At 34.6% G+C, this 20,733-nt stretch carries 17 protein-coding genes; 15 read left to right on the top strand and 2 right to left on the bottom strand.

All coding sequences use genetic code 11. The features are described from left to right. Positions 1–43 precede the first annotated feature (43 nt). Complete coding sequence (locus G6534_RS05395; RefSeq protein WP_182083232.1) at positions 44–865, bottom strand: pyruvate, water dikinase regulatory protein; 822 nt, start codon at positions 863–865, stop codon at positions 44–46. A 122-nt stretch (positions 866–987) separates the two neighbouring features. On the opposite strand from G6534_RS05395, the gene rpsU reads away from it, so the two are divergent. The 9 genes from rpsU to G6534_RS05350 all read left to right on the top strand — a co-directional run bounded on the left by rpsU (position 988) and on the right by G6534_RS05350 (position 12,627). Continuing rightward, positions 988–1,170 (top strand): 30S ribosomal protein S21, encoded by a 183-nt coding sequence (gene rpsU / locus G6534_RS05390; protein ID WP_010019742.1) that lies wholly within the window; start codon positions 988–990, stop codon positions 1,168–1,170. 106 nt (positions 1,171–1,276) lie between these two features. Further along, positions 1,277–2,254, top strand: coding sequence for a PhoH family protein (locus G6534_RS05385; protein ID WP_059074692.1), 978 nt, complete (start codon positions 1,277–1,279; stop codon positions 2,252–2,254). A gap of 15 nt (positions 2,255–2,269) precedes the next feature. Then, the gene (ybeY, locus tag G6534_RS05380; protein WP_059074693.1) at positions 2,270–2,740 is read left to right on the top strand and encodes an rRNA maturation RNase YbeY; all 471 of its coding nucleotides are present in this window, start codon (positions 2,270–2,272) and stop codon (positions 2,738–2,740) included. 151 nt (positions 2,741–2,891) lie between these two features. Beyond that, positions 2,892–3,803, top strand: a complete 912-nt coding sequence (era, locus tag G6534_RS05375) for a GTPase Era (RefSeq protein ID WP_059074694.1) — start codon at positions 2,892–2,894, stop codon at positions 3,801–3,803. Next, positions 3,803–4,561, top strand: a complete 759-nt coding sequence (recO, locus tag G6534_RS05370; protein WP_059074695.1) for a DNA repair protein RecO — start codon at positions 3,803–3,805, stop codon at positions 4,559–4,561. The genes era and recO overlap by 1 nt, the downstream gene beginning before the upstream one ends. A gap of 221 nt (positions 4,562–4,782) precedes the next feature. Continuing rightward, positions 4,783–5,691 (top strand): glycine--tRNA ligase subunit alpha, encoded by a 909-nt coding sequence (gene glyQ / locus G6534_RS05365; RefSeq protein WP_059074696.1) that lies wholly within the window; start codon positions 4,783–4,785, stop codon positions 5,689–5,691. Continuing rightward, positions 5,684–7,744, top strand: a complete 2,061-nt coding sequence (gene glyS, locus G6534_RS05360) for a glycine--tRNA ligase subunit beta (RefSeq protein WP_182083231.1) — start codon at positions 5,684–5,686, stop codon at positions 7,742–7,744. The genes glyQ and glyS overlap by 8 nt, the downstream gene beginning before the upstream one ends. A gap of 236 nt (positions 7,745–7,980) precedes the next feature. Continuing rightward, positions 7,981–8,682 carry an ABC transporter ATP-binding protein gene (locus tag G6534_RS05355; protein ID WP_059074697.1) on the top strand — a complete coding sequence of 234 codons (702 nt, stop codon included), beginning with the start codon at positions 7,981–7,983 and terminating at the stop codon, positions 8,680–8,682. A 12-nt stretch (positions 8,683–8,694) separates the two neighbouring features. Further along, positions 8,695–12,627 (top strand): FtsX-like permease family protein, encoded by a 3,933-nt coding sequence (locus G6534_RS05350; protein ID WP_182083230.1) that lies wholly within the window; start codon positions 8,695–8,697, stop codon positions 12,625–12,627. A 53-nt stretch (positions 12,628–12,680) separates the two neighbouring features. Here the strand turns inward: G6534_RS05350 and G6534_RS05345 are convergent, their stop codons facing one another. Further along, positions 12,681–13,217, bottom strand: a complete 537-nt coding sequence (locus G6534_RS05345) for a TetR/AcrR family transcriptional regulator (protein ID WP_059074700.1) — start codon at positions 13,215–13,217, stop codon at positions 12,681–12,683. A 272-nt stretch (positions 13,218–13,489) separates the two neighbouring features. Here G6534_RS05345 and dnaG point away from each other — a divergent pair, with 272 nt between their 5' ends. The 6 genes from dnaG (at position 13,490) to pepT (ending at position 20,577) form a co-directional block, all read left to right on the top strand. After that, a complete protein-coding gene (gene dnaG, locus G6534_RS05340; protein ID WP_059074701.1) occupies positions 13,490–15,310 on the top strand; it encodes a DNA primase in 1,821 nt (606 codons plus the stop codon). A 20-nt stretch (positions 15,311–15,330) separates the two neighbouring features. After that, the gene (gene rpoD, locus G6534_RS05335) at positions 15,331–16,455 is read left to right on the top strand and encodes an RNA polymerase sigma factor RpoD (RefSeq protein WP_059074702.1); all 1,125 of its coding nucleotides are present in this window, start codon (positions 15,331–15,333) and stop codon (positions 16,453–16,455) included. 175 nt (positions 16,456–16,630) lie between these two features. Further along, on the top strand, positions 16,631–17,827 hold the full coding sequence (locus G6534_RS05330) for an SAM-dependent methyltransferase (RefSeq protein ID WP_182083229.1): 1,197 nt from the start codon (positions 16,631–16,633) through the stop codon (positions 17,825–17,827). Between the two features lie 8 nt (positions 17,828–17,835). Next, on the top strand, positions 17,836–18,525 hold the full coding sequence (locus tag G6534_RS05325; RefSeq protein ID WP_059074704.1) for a tRNA (adenine(22)-N(1))-methyltransferase: 690 nt from the start codon (positions 17,836–17,838) through the stop codon (positions 18,523–18,525). Next, positions 18,525–19,316, top strand: a complete 792-nt coding sequence (locus G6534_RS05320) for a Nif3-like dinuclear metal center hexameric protein (RefSeq protein WP_059074705.1) — start codon at positions 18,525–18,527, stop codon at positions 19,314–19,316. Before G6534_RS05325 ends, G6534_RS05320 begins: the two co-directional genes overlap by 1 nt. Before the next feature lie 13 nt (positions 19,317–19,329). Continuing rightward, positions 19,330–20,577, top strand: a complete 1,248-nt coding sequence (gene pepT / locus G6534_RS05315; protein WP_182083228.1) for a peptidase T — start codon at positions 19,330–19,332, stop codon at positions 20,575–20,577. The last annotated feature ends 156 nt before the right edge of the window (positions 20,578–20,733 follow it).

Below are 20,733 nucleotides of genomic sequence, written 5' to 3'. Positions count from 1 at the left end.
ACCCCCACAAGAATCGAGCTCTTTTTTATAAAAAATTGAAGAGTTATCCTTTTTTATAACCGTCGAAATGTAAAATTTCCATGATAATTGCGGCTGTCTCTTCAATCGATCTGTCGGCAACATTAATAACTGGGCAACCTAATTTTTTGTATAATTTATTAGAGTAATCAAGTTCTTTTTGGATTTCGTCTTCTTCAGAATAAGTTGTGTTGGCACTTAAACCGTAGGCAATCATTCTTTGACTGCGGATTTTACTCAAAACGTTGATATCATTAGTTAAACCGACAATTTTTTTAGGATCGACTTCCCATAATTCGTCAGGAATGCCAGTCACAGGGCTTAGAGGTAAATTGGCTACCTTGATGTTTTTATTAGCTAAATAAAGTGAGAGTGGCGTTTTTGAGGTTCTAGAGATACCTAAAAGAACAAGGTCAGCTTCCAAGAACCCTTTAGGATTTTGACCATCATCATTGCTGACAGTGAATTCCATTGCTGAGATCATATCAAAGTAATCTTGATCAAGTTCATGGATAAGGCCTTTTTTACGAATGGGCTTTTGTTTAGTCATTTGTGAGAAAGTACCAATTATCGGATTTAAGATATCGTAGTAGACGATACCGTTATCTTGACAAAATTCATTAATAACTTTACAAGTTTCCTTTGAAACAATTGTGTGCAAAACGACGGCTTTCTTTTCTTTGGCCTTTGATAAGATGTTATCTAGCTGTTCATCTTTTTTGATAAAAGGATACTTCGTGTAAGTGGTATCCATTTCTGGAAATTGAATGAAAGCTGCTTTTGCAACTCTTAAAGCGGTTTCTCCAACGCCATCGGACAATACAAAAACGTCTAATTTCTGTGTCATAATAAATTCCTCCAAAAAAATGTAAAAAATTATTTGAACATTATCTTCTTTTTGTTATAATAACATATGAACTGCTAGAGCAATAGACAGTTACGTTAGAAATCGGAAGGAGGGATTATCATATGGCAAAAACCGTCGTTCGTGAAAACGAGTCGCTTGATGATGCTCTTCGTCGATTCAAACGTTCCGTTTCAAAGAGTGGTACTCTTCAAGAATATAGAAAACGTGAGTTTTACGAAAAGCCAAGTGTCAAGAGAAAGTTAAAATCTGAGGCTGCCCGTAAGCGCAACAAGAAACGTCGTTAATAGATAGTTTCGAAAGGTTAAAACAATTTATTGTTTTAACCTTTTTTTTGTCAAAAAAATCGTTCAATGTGCTATCATTCAAACTAATAGGAAGGTTGGGTGTTTATTGGCAGAAAAAATTGAACAAATAAAAGAAAGCATTCAAATCAAAAATCCTCAAGATGCAATTAATCTTTTTGGAGTCAATGATAGTAATTTGCATTTAATTGAGGAAGGACTCGATGTCCAAATTCATGCATTTGGTGATCGCTTAGATGTAACGGGTGTAGATGGTAATGTTCATCAAGCCCTAGCATTATTAAAGAAATTGATTGAATTAGCTCAAACAGGTATAAGTTTAGGTGCAGCTGATGTTGTCAGTGGAATGAAGATGGTTGAACGTGGTACCTTGGAATATTTTGGTGATTTATACAAAGATGAGTTATTGAAAGATTTTAGTGGCAAACCCGTTCGTGTAAGAAACTTTGGTCAGAAGCAATACGTTAATGCTATCAATCATAATGATATTACTTTTGGAATTGGACCAGCTGGTACTGGTAAAACTTATTTGGCTGTTGTTATGGCTGTGGCTGCTTTAAAACAAGGCCGTGTTAAAAGAATTATTTTAACTCGTCCAGCAGTTGAAGCAGGTGAGAGTCTGGGTTTTCTACCAGGTGATTTAAAAGAAAAGGTTGATCCTTATATGAGACCAATTTATGATGCTTTGTATGCAATTTATGGAGCTGACCACACGAGTCGCCTGCTTGAACGAGGCGTGATTGAAGTGGCTCCCTTAGCTTACATGAGAGGACGTACTTTGGATGAGGCCTTTGTTATCTTGGATGAAGCCCAAAACACTACTAGAGAGCAAATGAAGATGTTCTTGACGCGTTTAGGCTTTGATTCGAAGATGATTGTTAATGGTGATATTTCACAAATTGATTTACCGGGTCATCAAAGAAGTGGTCTGATTCAAGCACAATCAATTTTGAAAGATTTACCACATATTGGCTTTGTAAACTTCAGTTCGGCAGATGTTGTAAGACATCCAGTTGTCGCTGAAATTATTGATGCTTATGAAGATTCAGATAAAACTAAAAAATAACTATTGGGGATTATTATGGACTTAGAGATTTACAATGATGATAATTTGATTGACCAAGCTAGAGAAAATTGGGTCAAAGATATCGTTCAATTTGCTTTTAACAAGTTAAAACTGAAAGATAGTACTCAATTATCGATTCATTTTGTTACTAAAGATAAAATACATGAAATCAATAAAAAATATCGTGATACTGACCGAGCAACTGATGTTATCAGTTTTGCTATTAATGATGGTGAAGATTCTTTAGATTATCTAGAAGCTCAAATTCCTGATTTGCCAGTTGACTTAGGTGATTTGTTTATCAGTGTTGAAATCGTTGCTGAACATGCCAAGGAGTATGAGCATTCATTTGATCGTGAATTAGGCTACACGATTGTTCACGGTATTTTGCACTTAAACGGCTATGATCATATTAAAAAAGAAGACGAAAAAGTCATGATTGGACTTCAAGAAGAAATTCTTAGTGCCTATGGTTTAAAAAAATAATTTTAGAAAATAATTTAAAGGGATATAAGGCTTAGCTTTATATTCTTTTTCTTTGGTTTTACTTTGAGGTTTAAATGATTTCTAGTATTATAATTAGTAATTGGAAAATACAAAACGACTGAGAAATCAGTAATAAGGATATGGAAAAATTATGGAAAAAAACTTTAAATCAGGATTTGTTGCCATCGTTGGTCGTCCTAATGTCGGTAAATCAACTTTTATGAATCGAATTATTAAGGAACAAATTGCAATTACTTCACCAAAGGCTCAAACAACTAGAAATAAGATTCAAGGTATTTATACCGATAATGAACGTCAAATTATCTTTTTGGATACACCTGGTATTCACAAGCCTCATAATGATTTAGATCAATATATGGATAAAGCCGCCATTTCAGCGCTTAAAGAAGTCGATGCAGTGCTTTTCATGACTGAAGCTGGTGAACAAGCGGGACCTGGGGATAAGTTCATTATTGAAGAATTGAAGAAAGTTAAAGCTCCAGTCTTCTTGATTCTAAATAAAATTGACTTGATCAATCCAGATGAAATGGCACCACAAATTGATGAATACAAAGATTTGATGGATTTTGCTGAAATTATTCCGATTTCAGCTACAAACGGTAATAATGTTGAAGATTTGATTGATTCTTTGACAAAAGCTTTGCCAGTTGGCCCACAATATTACGCGGATGATCAAATTACTGACCATCCTGAGTACTTTATTGTCGGCGAATTGATCCGTGAAAAGATTCTAGAGGACACTCGTGATGAAATTCCTCATTCAATTGCGGTGGTGGTTGAATCCATGAATCAACGTTCAGAAGCGGGTAAACTTCAGATAGAAGCTTATATTTATGTTGAACGTGATAGTCAAAAGCCAATTGTTATTGGTAAAGGTGGCTCAATGCTAAAGAATATCGGTATTGGTTCAAGAATTAAGATCGAACATTTATTAGGTGAAAAGGTCAATTTGAAACTTTGGGTTCGTGTTAAGAAAAACTGGCGTGATGATCCAGCATTCCTAGCAAGTGCAGGTTATTCATTGAAGGACTTGAATAGTTAATGGCTCAAGTTCCAACTAATTTTTTTGGTATTGTCGTTCGTAGGCAACGTTACAAGGAAAGGGATGCACTGGTTACCATTCTGACTAAGGAGTATGGATTCAAAACTTTTTTAGTTCGAGGAACCCAAACTGCTAAATCAAAGATTTCTGGAGCGGTGATTACTTTTTCCTATGGTGATTATTTGGGAGTCATCAAAAATGATGGCTTGTCTTATTTGAAGTCAGCTAGTAATATCAAGCAATTTGATGAAATCGTTCAAGATATCGAGTTGAACGCTTATGCGACTTTTTTATTTGATTTGTATCATGAAGCTTTTGTCGACGACCCAGTACCAGATTCGTGGTACCGGATGTTGTTTAAAGCTCTACTATATATTGAAAATGGCTATGATGCCCAAATTATTGTCAATATCATGCAGATGAAACTGTTGACTGCCTTTGGAGTAGCTCCCAATATGGACAGTTGTGTTGTCGGTGGTGAGACTGAAGGTGTCTTTGATTTTTCAGTCTTGTTAGGTGGTATTATTTGTTCAAAGCATTTTGACGAAGATATTCATCGCTTGCATATTCCGAAACGAATCATTTATTTCTTGCGATTGTTTAGTAAAATTGATCTCTCGCAAGTAGGCCGAATTGAAATCAAAGAAAATAATAAAGATTTGATTCAGCACGCAATTGATGCGATTTATCTAGGAACGGTTGGTTATTATCCTAAAAGTAAAACTTTTATTGATAAAATGAAGCGAGTTCGTTTTTAGTAGATTGACAATTTTTACAAAAATGGTTATATTGATAAATGTTGAAACAGCGACGAAGAATAGTGAAAGCTTCGATTGAATTATGGCGTACGATTTAATTTGAATATAAAAGAGCAGGACTTAGTCCTGAATTAGGGTGGAACCGCGAATACTCGTCCCTTGCAGAAGTACCTTAGTGTACCTGCAAGGGATTTTTTTGTATCCATCCGAAGGGAGAAAAAATGGTCAAAAAATTAAATATACAAGATATGATTCTTACGCTCCAAAAGTTTTGGGGTAGTAAGGGCTGCATGTTGATGCAAGCTTATGATACAGAAAAGGGTGCTGGAACAATGAGCCCTTATACATTCCTTCGTGCTATTGGCCCTGAACCTTGGAATGCCGCATACGTTGAACCTTCAAGACGTCCCGCTGATGGTCGTTATGGTGAAAATCCTAACCGTTTATACCAACACCACCAATTCCAAGTAGTTATGAAACCAGCTCCAGAAAATATCCAAGAATATTACTTAGATTCACTTCGTGCTTTGGGAATTGAACCTTTGGAACATGATATTCGTTTCGTTGAAGATAACTGGGAAAACCCATCAATGGGTTGTGCCGGTGTTGGTTGGGAAGTTTGGCTTGACGGTATGGAAGTTTCACAATTTACATACTTCCAACAAGTCGGTGGACTTCAATGTCACCCAACAACTAGTGAAATTACATATGGTGTAGAACGTTTAGCATCATACATACAAGACGTTAACTCTGTTTATGATCTTGAATGGGGTGACGGCGTATTGTACGGTGATATTTTCAAAGAACCCGAATACGAACACTCAAAATACTCATTTGAAGAAAGCAATCAAGATATGCTATTCAAGTTCTTCGATGAATATGAAAAAGAAGCTAACCGTTTAATGGATCTAGGTTTGGTTCACCCAGCTTACGATTACATTTTGAAATGTTCACATACATTTAACTTACTAGATGCCAGAGGTGCTGTTTCTGTTACTGAACGTGCTGCCTTCTTGTCACGTATCAGAAAGATGGCTCACAAGGTTGCTAAGGCCTTCGTTGAAGAAAGAAAGAAGCGTGGCTTCCCACTTTTAGCAAATAGTGATGCAAAGGAGAAAGCAAATGACTAAAAATTACTTATTAGAAATTGGTTTGGAAGAAATGCCAGCTCATGTAGTAACTAAGAGTGTGAACCAATTTGCCCAAAGAGCTGAAAAATTCTTGAAAGAAAATCGTATTTCTTTTGATTCAATCGAAAAGTATTCAACTCCTAGACGTTTGACTATTTTGGTTAAAGGTATCGCTGAAAAACAAACTGATATTGACGTTAAAGCAAAAGGTCCTTCTAAGAAAATTGCTCAAGATGCTGACGGCAATTGGACTAAAGCTGCTCAAGGATTCGCTCGTGGACAGGGGATGACTGCCGACGATATTTTCTTTGAAGACCTCAAAGGTACTGAATATGCCTACATCCAAAAGCATGAAGATGGCCAAAAAGTTGAAGATGTTTTGAGCCACATGGATGAAGTTATCAAAGCTATCACATTCCCTACAAGAATGCGTTGGGGTTCATATGACTTTGAATATATCAGACCAATTCACTGGTTGGTATCATTATTGGATACTGAAGAAGTTCCTGTAAAGATCTTGGACGTTGTTTCTGGTCGTATCAGTCGCGGTCACAGATTCTTAGGTCAAGATGTTGAAATCGACGATGCTAAAAACTACGTTGAAAAATTGAAGTCACAATTTGTTATCGTTGATGCTAAAGCTCGTAAACAAATTATTTTTGACCAAATCGCAAAAATTGCTCAAGATAACGACTGGGATATCGATGTAGACCAAGACTTACTTGAAGAAGTTAACAATTTAGTTGAATATCCAACTACTTTCTATGGTTCATTCGACAAGAAATATCTTGAAATCCCTGACGAAGTTTTGATTACTTCAATGAAAGACAACCAAAGATATTTCTACGTTCGTGACCAAAAAGGCAACTTAGCTCCTTACTTTATTGGGGTTAGAAATGGTAACTCAGAACATATCGAAAACGTTATTCGTGGTAATGAGAAGGTTCTAGTAGCTCGTCTAGAAGATGCTGATTTCTTCTTCAAGGAAGATCAAAAGAAGACAATTGCTGACTACGTTGAAAAACTTAAATCAGTTAACTTCCACGTTAAGATCGGTACGATGTATGAAAAAATGGCTCGTGTGCACCAAATTGCTGACCATTTAGCTGATATTTTCCAATTCTCAGACACAGAAAGAAAAGATTTGCTCCGTGCTAGTGATATTTACAAGTTTGATCTTGTAACTAACATGGTTGATGAATTCTCTGAATTACAAGGTGTCATGGGTGAGAAGTATGCCGAAATCATGGGTGAGACAAAGGCTGTTGCTCAAGCAATTAGAGAACACTACATGCCAATCTCTTCAGAAGGTGCCTTGCCAGAAACTAAAGTTGGTGCTGCCTTAGCCATTGCTGACAAACTAGATTCAATCGAAACATTCTTTGCTGTTGATTTGATTCCTAGTGGTTCAAATGATCCTTATGCATTGCGTCGTCAAGCTTATGGTATCGTTAGAATCCTCAATCAATATCAATGGTCAATGAACTTAAATGACTTACAAGACTACTTGAAGGACAATGTAACAGTTCCTGAAAAACTAGACTTGAATGCTCATAAACAAGACGTGATTGACTTCATGATCGATCGTGTTCGTCAATTGTTGAAGCAAAACAAGATTAGAACTGACATCATCGATGCTGTTGCCGGTGGTTCAAACGTTGATGCTATCGAAATGATCAACGTTGCTCAAGTGCTTCAAAACCACGTTAATGATGATGACTTCAAGGTAGTTATGGAAGCTCTTGGCAGAATCGTTAACTTGTCTAAGAAAGCTAAGTTCGGATATTCCGATGATTTGTCTGTTGACGATTCACTATTTGAAAATCCATCTGAATCACAATTGAATCAACAAGTTGCTGCTATTAAAAATGACAATGCTGAAGATTTATTCAAACAACTTGCTGCTTTACGTCCTGTAATCGACTCATATTTTGATGAAAATATGATCATGGCTAAAGATGAAAAAGTTAAGAATAATCGTTTGACTCAATTAGTGATTGCAAATCACTTGATTGCTAACTTGGGTGATTTATCTAAGATTGTTACTAAATAACGAGTATAAAATATAAAAAATAAGATTGGTAATCGAATAGGATTATCAGTCTTATTTTTTTGAAAACAAATAACGATTAATTAAAATTTCTGAACAATTTTACCCAAGTTGTAATTTAGTAGACATTTTGGTTGAAAGTGTATATTGGCTGCTGTAATTAATTTTTTTATACTAGACATACGTTAGATATTGAACAATTGTTTGGTATTTGTTTTTAGCATAAGGAGTAAATTAACATGGCCTATATTGAAATGACAAATAGTTATAAGCGTTATGGTTCAGGAAGTTCAGAAATTGTTGCCAACAATGGAGTGACTTTTTCAATCGAAAAAGGAGAGCTTGCTATAATTTTAGGAACATCAGGAGCAGGTAAATCCACTGTTTTAAATATTTTAGGTGGAATGGATACAAATGATGAAGGCATAGTGAAAATCGATGGTCAAGAAATTTCAAAATTATCAAAAAAGGGTTTGACTACCTATCGTCGAAATGATGTGGGATTTGTTTTTCAATTTTACAATTTAGTTCCTAATTTAACAGCAAAAGAAAATGTTGAACTAGCTTCAGAAATTGTAACTGATTCATTGAATGCTGAAAGTGTTTTGAAAAAAGTTGGATTACAAGGTCGAATGAATAATTTTCCGGCTCAATTATCTGGAGGAGAACAACAGAGAGTCTCCATCGCACGAGCAGTCGCTAAGAAACCAAAAATTTTATTGTGTGATGAACCAACAGGAGCACTTGATTATAAAACTGGTAAGCAAGTACTTCAATTACTTCAAGATATGTGTAGAAAAAGTGGGGTAACAGTTGTGATAGTTACTCACAATGGAATGATTGCCCCTATTGCGGATAGAGTTATTCATATGCATGATGCAAAAGTAAATAAAATTGAAGTAAATCCTAATCCGTCAGATATTGCTGATATAGAATGGTAGGTGTTTATTTTAATGAAAAAGATACTTTTTAAAGATATACTCAATTCTATAAGAGATTCCAAAGGTCGATTTTTATCTATTTTCTTCTTAATTCTTTTAGGTACTTTTGCATATGTTGGATTAAAAGCAGCTGGTCCAGATATGAGAAGAACTGCTGATTCCTTTTCACAGAAAATGAATGTTGCAGATGAAAATATCATATCAACTTGGGGATTAAACAAAAGTGATCAAAAAAAGATCAATAGTACTGATGATGTTAAAAATGTTGAATATGGTTATTTCCAGGATAATGAAATTGCTGATACAACAAAATCATTGCGATTATTTTCCAAGCCTCAAAAGATATCTCAATACAATATAGAGAGCGGAAGACTTCCCAGAAATAATAGAGAAATTGCCTTAGACTACTCTCAAAAAAAGTCATATTCGCTTGGAAATAAAATTAAGTTCAACAAAGTAAAAGAAGATAATATTTTAAAGCAAAATAAATATACTATTGTGGGATTTGTTAAATCTAGTGAAAATACTGATGCCACAGATCTCGGATCTTCGACCACGGGAACAGGTACGCTGGATGGATATGGTGTACTTACAGCTGACAGTTTTAAATCAAAATTGTTTACGATTGCTAGAATGACGTTTAAAGATACTGCATCGTTAAATAAGACCAGTCAATTGTATAAAAATCGGCTAAAAAAACACGAAAAAGAAATAAAATCTACCATGAAGGTTCAAGCTAAAGAACGCTTGACGGTAACTAAAAAGAAACAACAAAAAAAGATTGATGATGGTTGGAGAAAAATTGCTAAGGCTCAAAACCAACTAACTAGTTCTAAAAATCAATTAATTAAAGCATCTTCTGATATAAGCAAGGGTAAAAAAGAAATTGAAGAAAATCAGGATGAGTTAAATTCAGCAGTTTCAAAAGGACAGGAAAAATTAAATAGTGGGATTCAACAAATTGCCTCAGGAAAAGAGGAAATTAAGAGTGCAAGAGAGGAACTAGCCGAAGCTCAAGCACAGTTGTCGCAAGGAAAAGATGAACTTCAATCAGATTGGCAAAAATTACTGAGTGCCAAACAAGAACTTGTCTCAGGAAAAGAGACCTTAGATGAAAGTCAAAAGGACCTTGTTGATGCCAATAAAGAAATCCAAGAGTTTGAAAATGAATTACTTACAGCAACTAAACAACTAAATACTGCAACTAAGAGTCTTGATGAAAAGCAACAGCAATTTGATCAAGCCCAAGCAGAAATTACTAATCAAAAAAACGTCTTAAAAAATTCTCAAAACCAAATTACGACGAGTCAAAATGAAATAAATAAAGAATCGTCGGCTTTAGAAAATGAGAAATCAAAGTATTCATCAGATGTTCGTGAATCAACCCAAGAACTTAGTAATGATTCAGCGGCTTTAAACGAGGCTAAGAATAATTTAAGTAAAACTAATGATGAAGTTACTGATTTAAGTCAACAGCTACAAGATGATAAAACTAAACAAAGTTCAACGACAATTGAACAATTGCAAAAGAATCTCCAAGCTGAAGAAAATACACAAAAGGATATAAAGACTAAAATAACTGTTCTTCAGCAAGAAAATACCAAGGATCAATCAAAGGCTGATGTAGCTAAAAAAGAATATCAGAGTTTTATAGAAAACAAATATACGCCTTCGATGTCTGTCATTGAAAAGAAACAAACAGAATTAACTGCGATGCAAACACAATTAAATCAATCAAAAGAAAAATTGGACTCATATCAGGCTACTTTAGATAATGAACAAAAGGAAATTAATTCCGGTCAACAAGAATTAATTCAAGAAAAAAATACTTTAGACCAAAGTCAAAATCTTTTAACTGAAAAAAATCAAGAATATCAAAATGGTCTAAAGCAGTATATCGAAGGAAAACGTTCATATAATAGCAATTTGCTCGATTACTTTAATGGGTTAAACGAGTGGATGGTTGGTTTTGAAACTTTAAAAAATGGATCAAAAGAATATCTTGAGAATTTAGAGAGTTATAAAAAAGGAAATAGTGAATTGAAGCAATCAGAAGCTGAATTGGCTGAAGGAAAGCAGACACTATTTCAAGAAAAAGAAAAGAATCAACAGAAAATTGATGCCGCTAACGTGGAATTGATGAATAGTGAAAAAGAGTATCAAGCTGATTTAGCAGAATTCAACAAACAGGAAGAAAAAGCAAATAAGAAAATAAATAAGAATAAGAGAAAACTAACTAAATCACAAAAGACTTTAACAAATTTGCAGGCACCAGTCTATTCCGTAGAAAATCATGAAGAAATGGATAGTGGTTATAAATCATTTGTAGATAGTTCTAGTCGTATTGATATACTTTCAAATATTTTTCCAGTTTTCTTGTTTGCAGTAGCCGCATTAGTAAGTTTAACTACGATGACACGCTTTGTAGAAGAAGAAAGATTAAATATCGGTATTTACAAAGCCTTAGGTTATAGCAATGGTGATGTAAAGAAAAAGTTTATCATTTATGGACTAGCTTCCAGTATTTTGGGAACTATTGCTGGTAGTATTTTGGGACATACGTTATTGCCTAAAGTAATTTATGATGTATATGCGGATGGAACTAGTTTTCCGGAAGTAGACTTAGCATTTTATCCAGGTTATACAATAATTGGTTTGACGGTTGCAATTCTTTGTACGGTTGTCTCTACCTATGTTGTAATAAGCAAAAATCTTAATGAAAATCCGGCAGAACTTTTATTGCCTAAACCACCAAAGGAAGGTTCTAGAATTCTTTTGGAAAGAATTAGTCCTCTTTGGAAGAGAATGAGCTTTAATTATAAAATTACTGCAAGAAACTTATTTAGATACAAAAAGCGCATGTTCATGACGATATTTGGTGTTGCAGGTTGTATGGCTTTACTAATAACAGCATTCGGAATAAAAGATTCTATTTCTGGTATTACAGAGCGCCAATCACAACAGATACTTAAGTATGATTTACTTGTGTCAAAAGAAAATAGATTGAATAATCGGCAGGAAAAATCGATTAATTCATTAATGAATAATAAGAACATTAAATCTTCAGCTAATATTTTCTATCAAGAACTTACGAGTACCGCAGCAACAGATGGATCAACACAGTCGATTACATCTATTGTGACTGATGATTCGAAAAAGTTTGATCATTATATCTCGCTTAAAGATGCTAATAGTTTTAAATCATTACCTTTAACAAACAAGGGAATCGTGATTTCTAAAAAGTTAGCAAAGATTATGAATGTAAAAGTTGGCCAAAAAATAAAATTAAGGAATGAAAAAAATCAAATTTTTAAAGCTACAGTGTCGGGCATTACCGAGATGTATTTGGGACACTTTGCCTTTATGAATGGAAAAGCATATCAACATATTTTCCACAAACGATATCATCCAAATAGTTCTTTGGTTAAACTCAAATCTAATTCTAAAGCGTCAAAGAATGCAATGTCAGCTTTGTTCATGAAGAATAATGGTATTGATGGCGTTGTTCAATCAAATGATTCAGAGGATGGTTCAATTGCAGGATTAACACAAATTACTTTAATATTGGTCATTGGTGCATCATTATTGGCGTTGATTGTTATATATACGTTATCGAACATTAATGTTTCTGAAAGAATCCGTGAATTAAGTACGATTAAAGTTCTAGGATTTTATGATAATGAAGTAACAATGTATATCTACCGAGAAACAATCATCTTATCGATTTTAGGTATTTTAGTTGGAATGTTGGCAGGTGCAAAGTTGAGTGAATTTATTACTTCACTGTTGCCGACTGATGAAGTATTATTTGATACAACCGTTAGATGGACAAATTTTGGAATCTCAACTCTAATTACTATGGGAATTACTATTGGGTTGATGTTCATTGTTCACTTTAAAATTAAGAAAATTGATATGTTAGATGCATTGAAGTCCGTTGACTAGAAAAAGCCAGTAAACAGTTGTCTGTTTATTGGCTTTTTTGGTATATTTAAATATTAGTAATCATGCATTAGTTGAGTCAATATTTCAATCAATTCTTGGTCCTTAACTTCAATATTATCAAAGACCCAGTCGGAAATAACTCCAGTAAGTCCAGCAATAAAAAAACGAACTTCAATTTGATCTTGAATATTTTTAACTTCTAGTTGTTCTTGCTTCATTATTTTTTTAGTAAAAATCTTTTTAATCAGAAAGGCTAATTTGTTTTCATCGCCATTCTTATACAATATTTTAAAAATCATTTTATGTTTTGAAATATAGTTTATAAGACGAATAGCAATTTCATGAAAATCTTCCTCATGACTGTCGGGATAATTTAAATCAAAAATATTTTCTAAATCTGAAATTGTTTCAGCTATGATTTTATTTTGCAAGTCAAAAATATCAGTGTAGTGAATATAAAAGGTTCCACGACCGATATCAACCTTGTCAGTGATTTCTGAAATGGTAATTTTGTTGATTGGCTTTTGTTGTAATAGTTCCAAAAAAGCTTGTTTGATCGCGTTTTGTGTTTTTTTCGTACGTCTATCCAAATGAGGCTCCTCCTCAATAAAAGATAATAATTAATTTTTATTTTAATAAACATTTGTTAATAAGACAACATTTGTTTATTAGAGAATTTTATAAAGATAATGAAAATAGTGCTTTTATAGTGACTTTTATTTATAACCGTGTATAATGAATAGTTGACAAGTGACTAGTGGTCCCAGTTTGCACTTTTTGTGGGAGCACTTTTTTATTTACTAGTCGCTGGTGGTTAAGATCGTAAATGATTTTAACATCTATTAAGCAGGAGGTGACGGCCATGGCAACACGGATTCCTCAGGAATTCATTGATGAAGTTACCTCGAAAACTAATATCGTCGATGTTATTAGCAAGTACGTGCAATTAAAAAAATCAGGTAAGAATTTGTTTGGACTTTGCCCGTTTCATGAAGAACGAACTCCTTCGTTTTCAGTTGCAGAGGACAAGCAAATTTTTCACTGCTTTAGTTGTGGTCGCGGGGGTAATGTCTTCAAATTCATTATGGAAATGGAAAATAAATCTTTTCCAGAAGCCGTAATTGAGGTTGCCCAAATGGGTAACATTCCTGTCCCTGACCAGTACGAAGCTAAGAACAATCAATACCAAAATTCTGATAGCCAAACTCTTTTGAAAATGTACGCTGATGCAGCTAAGCTATACAGCCACATTTTATTGAAAACAGAGAATGGCTCCAATGCTTTGAAATATTTAAGAAATCGTCAATTAGATGATGACTTGATTCAAACCTTTGGTATCGGCTATGCACCAAATAATAACAACCTTTTGTTACAGTTTTTCAAGGATCGAGATATCAGTGAAGATATTTTGAGAAAATCGGGACTGTTTGCTCAAAATCAAGAAGGAGAACTGTTTGACCGTTTTCGGGATCGAGTAATGATTCCAATTACAGACGAGTCAGGCAATATCATTGCTTTCTCAGGACGTATTTTAGATAAAGAGGCTTCAACGGCTAAATATCTTAATAGTCCTGAAACGGAGATTTTTAACAAAAGTAAGACTTTGTTCAATTTGAACAATGCCAAAAAAGAGATTCGTGAAAAGAGCAATGTGATTCTGTTTGAAGGTTTTATGGATGTTATTAGTGCGTACAAAGCTGGTGTCACTAATGGTGTGGCTTCGATGGGTACTAGTTTGACAGATCAACAGTTATACGTTTTAAGTCGTCTGACTAATCAAATCAATATTTGTTACGATGGCGATGATCCTGGAGTTGAAGCTACTTATCGGGCTTTGACCCAACTGACTGATGAACGTTTTACTTATGGGGTTATCAGTATTCCAGATAAAAAGGATCCTGATGAATTCATTAAAAGTGAAGGTTCTGAGAAGTTTCAAAATTTAGCTAATAGTGTTCAAACGCCGATTTCCTTCATTTTGAATTACTTCAAACGTAACTACAATCTCAACAACGAACATGATCAGTTGGAATTTTTGGATCGGTCGTTAAAAGAGATCGTAAAATTACAATCGCCTGTTGAAGTTGATATGTATGTTGGCAAGGTTGCTGATGAGATGAATGTCTCGAAAGACGCTATCAATAAGGAATTGGATACATTACGTCGTCAAATTTCAATTCAAAAGCCAGCCAATAATTATAAAGACGTTCAACAACATGCTTTGGAAAAAGTCACCTCGAGTGTTCGACCCAAATATGATCGTCTAGAGAAATCGGAACGGTATTTGTTGTATTGGGCAATCAATTTCCCTGAGATCAGAATTAATCTAAAAGGTGATGGTTTCAAGTTCGTTCACCAAAATTATCAACGAATCTTTGATTCTTTATTGTCATATGCTGAGCAAAATGATGCAGCAGAGGAAATCAATATCTCTGATTTTATGAATGTTTTAGATAATGATGATAAGAATTTGTTGGCAGAACTTGAAATGATGAATATGCCAGTTGAATATAATGATCAAGAAATTGATGATTATATGAACAATATCAAGAATTCTGGATTGGAGTCGCAATTAAGTGACATCAATCAACAACTCAAAAAGGCGGCGATGGTCGGTGACAACAAATTGCAGTTAGAGTTAACGCAGCAATTGATTAAAGTAAGAAGAATCCTTAGCAATTAAGCATACTGGAGGAATAATATATGGCAACTAAGAAACCAGCAGTATCAGCAGTATCAAAAGAATTAAAAGCAGCAACTAAGAAACTTATCAAAGATCTTAAGAAAACTGGTAAGATCACTGAAGATGATCTTCAAGAAAAAATCATCAAACCTTATAAACTAAAGGGTGATGCTTTGACTAACTTCGTTAGTGAACTTGAAGATGTTGGTATCGGTGTTGTTGATGACAAAGGTAATCCTAGTAAATTAGCTCTTCTAAAGGAAAAGAAAGAAGAGAAAAAGACTAAGAAAAATGATACTACCGCACCAACTGATATCAAAGTAAACGACCCTGTTCGTATGTACTTAAAGGAAATCGGTCGTGTTCCATTGCTTAATGCTCAACAAGAAGTAGATCTTGCTTTGAAGATTGAACAAGGCGATGAAGTAGCTAAGCAAAAACTAGCTGAAGCTAACTTGCGTTTGGTTGTTTCTATTGCCAAGAGATATGTTGGACGTGGGATGCAATTCCTTGATTTGATTCAAGAAGGTAACATGGGTCTAATGAAGGCCGTTGAGAAGTTTGATTACCGTCTAGGATTCAAATTCTCAACTTACGCAACTTGGTGGATCAGACAGGCTATTACGCGTGCTATTGCTGACCAAGCTAGAACTATCCGTATTCCTGTTCACATGGTTGAAACTATCAACAAATTGATCAGAATCCAACGTCAATTGCTTCAAGATCTAGGCCGTGAACCACTTCCTGAAGAAATTGGTGCTGAAATGGACATGCCAACTGGTAAAGTTCGTGATATTCTAAAAATTGCTCAAGAACCAGTTTCCTTGGAAACACCTATTGGTGAAGAGGATGACTCACATCTTGGTGACTTCATTGAAGATTCAGATGCAACTAGTCCAGAAGATCACGCTTCATATGAATTGTTGAAGGAACAACTAGAAAATGTTTTGGATACTTTGACAGATCGTGAAGAAAATGTTTTACGTTTGCGTTTCGGATTAGACGATGGACGTACAAGAACACTTGAAGAAGTAGGTAAGGTATTTGGTGTTACTCGTGAAAGAATTCGTCAAATTGAAGCCAAAGCTTTGAGAAAATTACGTCATCCATCAAGATCAAAACAATTGAAGGATTTTCTAGAATAATTAAATTGGATCACCCTGTGGTGGTCCTTTTTTTATGTTTCACTTGTTTTTTTCAATATCATGCTAGATAAAATCAGACGTTTTTATAATTATGTTTCTGAAAATTGAGACTTTTGCTTTATATTTTTTCACGATTTGATTTACAATTAGTATATCTATTGTTTTGGAGGAAGTTATGTTAGATAAAAAGATTTACGATGAGATATTTTCCCATTCATTTACTATTCCTATTAAGGTTATTTTTTGGGACGGAAAAGAAAAAAATTATGGACCAGAAGGCAAGTCTGATATAACGGTTAAGTTTAATGACAAGGTTCCAATTTCTGAGGTTGTCAAACATGCTACCTTGACTCTTGGTGAGGCCTACATGGATAAAAAGATTGAGATTGAAGGTTCAATTCAAAAATTGATCACTTCAGCTTATACTCAGTCAGATAGTTTTATGTCTAGTTTGAAACTAAAGAAGTACATTCCTAAGTTCAATCACTCTGAAGAAGGAAATAAGAAGGAAATTCAAGAACATTACGATATTGGTAATGACTTTTATAAGTTATGGTTAGACAAGACAATGACTTATTCAGCCGCTTATTTCAGAACTCCTGAGGATACTTTGGAACAAGCTCAAATGAACAAAGTACATCACATTTTGAATAAATTGAATACTAAACCTGGTGAAACTATTCTTGATATTGGTTGTGGCTGGGGAACAATGATGTTCACTGCTGCTAAAGAGTATGGTTTAAAAGCTAAGGGTGTTACTCTTAGTCAAGAACAATACGATTATGTAAACCAAAAGATTCAAGATGAAAATCTTTCAGATCAAATGGAAGTTATGCTAGAAGATTACCGTGAAGTTACTGAACAATTTGATCATGTGGTTTCAGTCGGTATGTTCGAACACGTTGGTAAGGATAATTTACCTGGTTATTTTGAAACTGTTAAGAAGAACTTAAAACCAAATGGTAATGCTTTGATTCATGGTATTACTGGTCAACACTATGGTGTCGGTGTCGATGCTTGGTTAGTTAAGTATATTTTCCCAGGTGGCTACATTCCTGATGTTAAGGAAAATGTTGGTCATATTTTGGATGCTGGACTTCAAATTGATGACTTAGAGCCACTACGTCGTCACTACCAAAAGACAGTTGAAATTTGGGATCGTAATTTTAACAAGGTCAAAGATCAAGTTAATGAAATGTACGGTGAAAGATTCGTACGTATGTGGGACTTGTATCTTCAAGCCTGTGCCGCTTCATTTGAAAGTGGTAATATTGATGTTATCCAATACTTGTTGACAAATGGTCCAAGTGGAACAGCTATGCCAATGACACGTGAATACATGACAGACTTAGATAAAAAGACTGCAGAATAGAGGTTAAAGTGACTTTACTTTCAAAGAGATTACAAGCCGTTTACCAAATGGTTGATAAAAATACTAGAGTAGCCGATATTGGCTCTGATCACGCATATTTACCCGTTGAATTACTTGAAACTAGTGTCGCTAGTTTTGCGATTGCTGGTGAGGTGGCTAAAGGTCCGATGTCACGTTCAAAAGCTGATGTGGAAAAATTTGGCTTGAGTGAAAAGATCGATGTTCGCTTGGGTGATGGTTTAGCTGTCATCAAAGAAAATGACAAAATTGATACCGTAGTAATTGCGGGTATGGGTGGAATTCTAATCAAAGATATTCTGACTCGCGCTACAGAAGAACAATTATCCAATGTAAAAACTTTAATTTTACAGCCAAATATTGGTGAACCGCTCGTACGTCACTGGTTGGTTGATAATAATTTTAAAATCGTTGATGAAGATATCGTTGCTGAAGAACATCATGTTTACGAAATTATTAAAGCCCAGAAAGTGAATAAGCCAGTTAGTTTAACTGAAGCACAATATTTGATGGGGCCAGTATTAATGCAAAAGAAGACCCCAACTTTTATTGCTAAATGGGAACATAAATTGAACAGTTTTAAAAAAGCAGTAGCCAATATGCACAATGCCAAAGTCATTGATCAAGATAAGATTGCGGCAATGAACCAAGATATTAAATATATTGAGGAGATACTATAATGGTTAAAGTTCAAGATGTTATCGAAAAAATTGAAGAAATTGCTCCATTATCAATCAAGATGGAGGGCGATCCCACTGGTTTTCAACTAGGTGATAGAAATCAAGAGATTCATCGAGTTATGACAACTTTGGATGTTCGTCCTAATGTGGTTCAAGAAGCAATCGATAAAAAGATTGATTTGATTGTGGCCCACCATCCGGTAATGTTTCGTGCTGCTCATAATTTAGATTTGGCTTCACCACAAAATAAAATGTATCGTGATCTATTAGCTAATAATATTTCAGTTTATGCCAGTCATACTAATTTGGACAAAGCACACAACGGTATGAACGATTGGTTAATGGAAGAATTAGGTTTAGAAAATGTTCGTTTCCTAGATGAAGATGATGATTATTCAATCGGTCGTATGGGAGAATTAACTGCACCAATGTCTCTAGTTGATTTTGCTAAAAAAGTTCGAGACGATTTCAATGTTTCAAATTTACGTTATGTGAAGTCAGATCTAGGACAACCAGTTCAAAAAGTTGCTGTTATCGGTGGCGATGCTGGAAAATTCTATCCAGAGGTCTTAAAAGCTGGTGCTGATACCTTTATTACTGGGGATGTTTATTACCACACAGCTCATGATATGATGGCTAATGGTTTGAATGTGATTGATCCGGGACATCATATTGAAGCAATCTTTATAAAAAAAATGGCTAATATTTTAAATGATTGGAAAAGGTCTAATAAAATCGATTTGGATATAGTACAATCAGATGTAGATACAGAACCATATAATTTTTTATAGGGAGCGTATAAAAATGACAATAAAGTATGAAAAATTGATTCCTCGTTTTTTGGAATATGTAAAGCAAAATACCCGTTCTGATGAATATTCAGAAACTGTTCCTTCAACCGAAAGGCAGACTGAATTTTTGAAGAGATTAGCTGAAGAGTTAATGGAAATCGGAATGAAAGATGTTAAAATTCGAAAAGTTGACTCATATTTGACAGCGGAATTGCCTTCAAATCTTGATAAAGATGTTCCAGTTTTGGGATTGATTTCTCACGTTGATACTGCTGACTTTAATTCAGAAAATATCAAACCAAAAATCGTCGAAAATTACGATGGCAAGAGTGTTATTAAGCTAGATGAAGCTGGTAAATACACACTTGACCCTGCAGTTTTCCCATCATTGAAGAAGTATGGTGGTCAAACATTGATCACTACTAGTGGTGATACATTGTTGGGATCAGATGATAAGTCTGGTGTCGCTGAAATTATGACTACAATGGAATATTTGATCAATCATCCAGAAATCAAGCATGGTAAGATTAAGATTGGACTAGGACCTGATGAGGAAATTGGTACTGGTGCTAAGAAGTTCGACGTCAAAGACTTTGGCGCTGACTTTGCATACACAGTTGATGGAGGTCCAGTTGGACAACTTGAATTTGAAACATTCTCAGCTGCTAGTCTAAAAGTTCATATCACTGGTAAAGATGTTCACCCATCTGGTGCCAAGGGAATCATGGTCAACTCAATGTTGATTGCTAACGAATTCCAAAGCATGTTGCCAGCTGATGAAGTTCCAGAAAAGACAGAAGGTCGTGAAGGATTCTACTTGCTTTGTGATGAACAGGGAACAATCGATCACACTGATATGTCTTATATCATTCGTGATTTTGAACGTGATGGTTTGGAAAGCCGTAAGAATAAGGTTACCGAAATCGTTAAGAAATTAAATGATAAATACGGTGCTGATACGGTAAAAATTGATATGGTCGATCAATATTACAACATGTATGAAGTTATGAAAGATCATATGGAAGTTGTTCATATTGCTGAACAGGCTATGAAGAATCTAGGTATTGAGCCTGACGAAGCCCCAGTGCGTGGTGGTACAGATGGTTCAACTATTTCATTTATGGGCTTGCCAACTCCTAATCTCTTTGCTGGTGGCGAGAATATGCACGGACGTTTTGAATATGTGGCTGAAGAGTCCATGGAAAAAGCTTGCGATGTAATTCTTGAAATCATCAAATTGAATAATGAACAAACTAAATAACCTTATTTAATAAAAAAGTAAATAATAGCATCTGTGCAGATGTTTTCCGAAACGGGGACTCTGAATAGATGCTATTTTTTTGTATTCAAAATCGATGACAATAAATGTTTTACGAAAACATAAACTCAATTCTTGATTACAAATGCAGACTGTAAT

The sequence above is a fragment of the Companilactobacillus pabuli genome (assembly GCF_014058425.1).
In the GTDB taxonomy this organism is placed as follows: domain Bacteria; phylum Bacillota; class Bacilli; order Lactobacillales; family Lactobacillaceae; genus Companilactobacillus; species Companilactobacillus pabuli.
Note: the sequence above shows the minus strand (reverse complement) of the source record. Positions and strands in the feature narration are given on the sequence as shown.

Excerpts from the sequence above, each read along its gene's own strand:
- G6534_RS05320 (WP_059074705.1), top strand. The coding sequence starts at position 18,525 with ATGGTTAAAGTTCAAGATGTTATCGAAAAAATTGAAGAAATTGCTCCA.
- G6534_RS05350 (WP_182083230.1), top strand. The coding sequence starts at position 8,695 with ATGAAAAAGATACTTTTTAAAGATATACTCAATTCTATAAGAGATTCC.
- ybeY (WP_059074693.1), top strand. The coding sequence starts at position 2,270 with ATGGACTTAGAGATTTACAATGATGATAATTTGATTGACCAAGCTAGA.
- G6534_RS05330 (WP_182083229.1), top strand. The coding sequence starts at position 16,631 with ATGTTAGATAAAAAGATTTACGATGAGATATTTTCCCATTCATTTACT.
- G6534_RS05395 (WP_182083232.1), bottom strand. The coding sequence starts at position 865 with ATGACACAGAAATTAGACGTTTTTGTATTGTCCGATGGCGTTGGAGAA.
- pepT (WP_182083228.1), top strand. The coding sequence starts at position 19,330 with ATGACAATAAAGTATGAAAAATTGATTCCTCGTTTTTTGGAATATGTA.
- dnaG (WP_059074701.1), top strand. The coding sequence starts at position 13,490 with ATGGCAACACGGATTCCTCAGGAATTCATTGATGAAGTTACCTCGAAA.
- glyS (WP_182083231.1), top strand. The coding sequence starts at position 5,684 with ATGACTAAAAATTACTTATTAGAAATTGGTTTGGAAGAAATGCCAGCT.
- glyQ (WP_059074696.1), top strand. The coding sequence starts at position 4,783 with ATGGTCAAAAAATTAAATATACAAGATATGATTCTTACGCTCCAAAAG.
- era (WP_059074694.1), top strand. The coding sequence starts at position 2,892 with ATGGAAAAAAACTTTAAATCAGGATTTGTTGCCATCGTTGGTCGTCCT.
- recO (WP_059074695.1), top strand. The coding sequence starts at position 3,803 with ATGGCTCAAGTTCCAACTAATTTTTTTGGTATTGTCGTTCGTAGGCAA.
- rpoD (WP_059074702.1), top strand. The coding sequence starts at position 15,331 with ATGGCAACTAAGAAACCAGCAGTATCAGCAGTATCAAAAGAATTAAAA.
- rpsU (WP_010019742.1), top strand. The coding sequence starts at position 988 with ATGGCAAAAACCGTCGTTCGTGAAAACGAGTCGCTTGATGATGCTCTT.
- G6534_RS05355 (WP_059074697.1), top strand. The coding sequence starts at position 7,981 with ATGGCCTATATTGAAATGACAAATAGTTATAAGCGTTATGGTTCAGGA.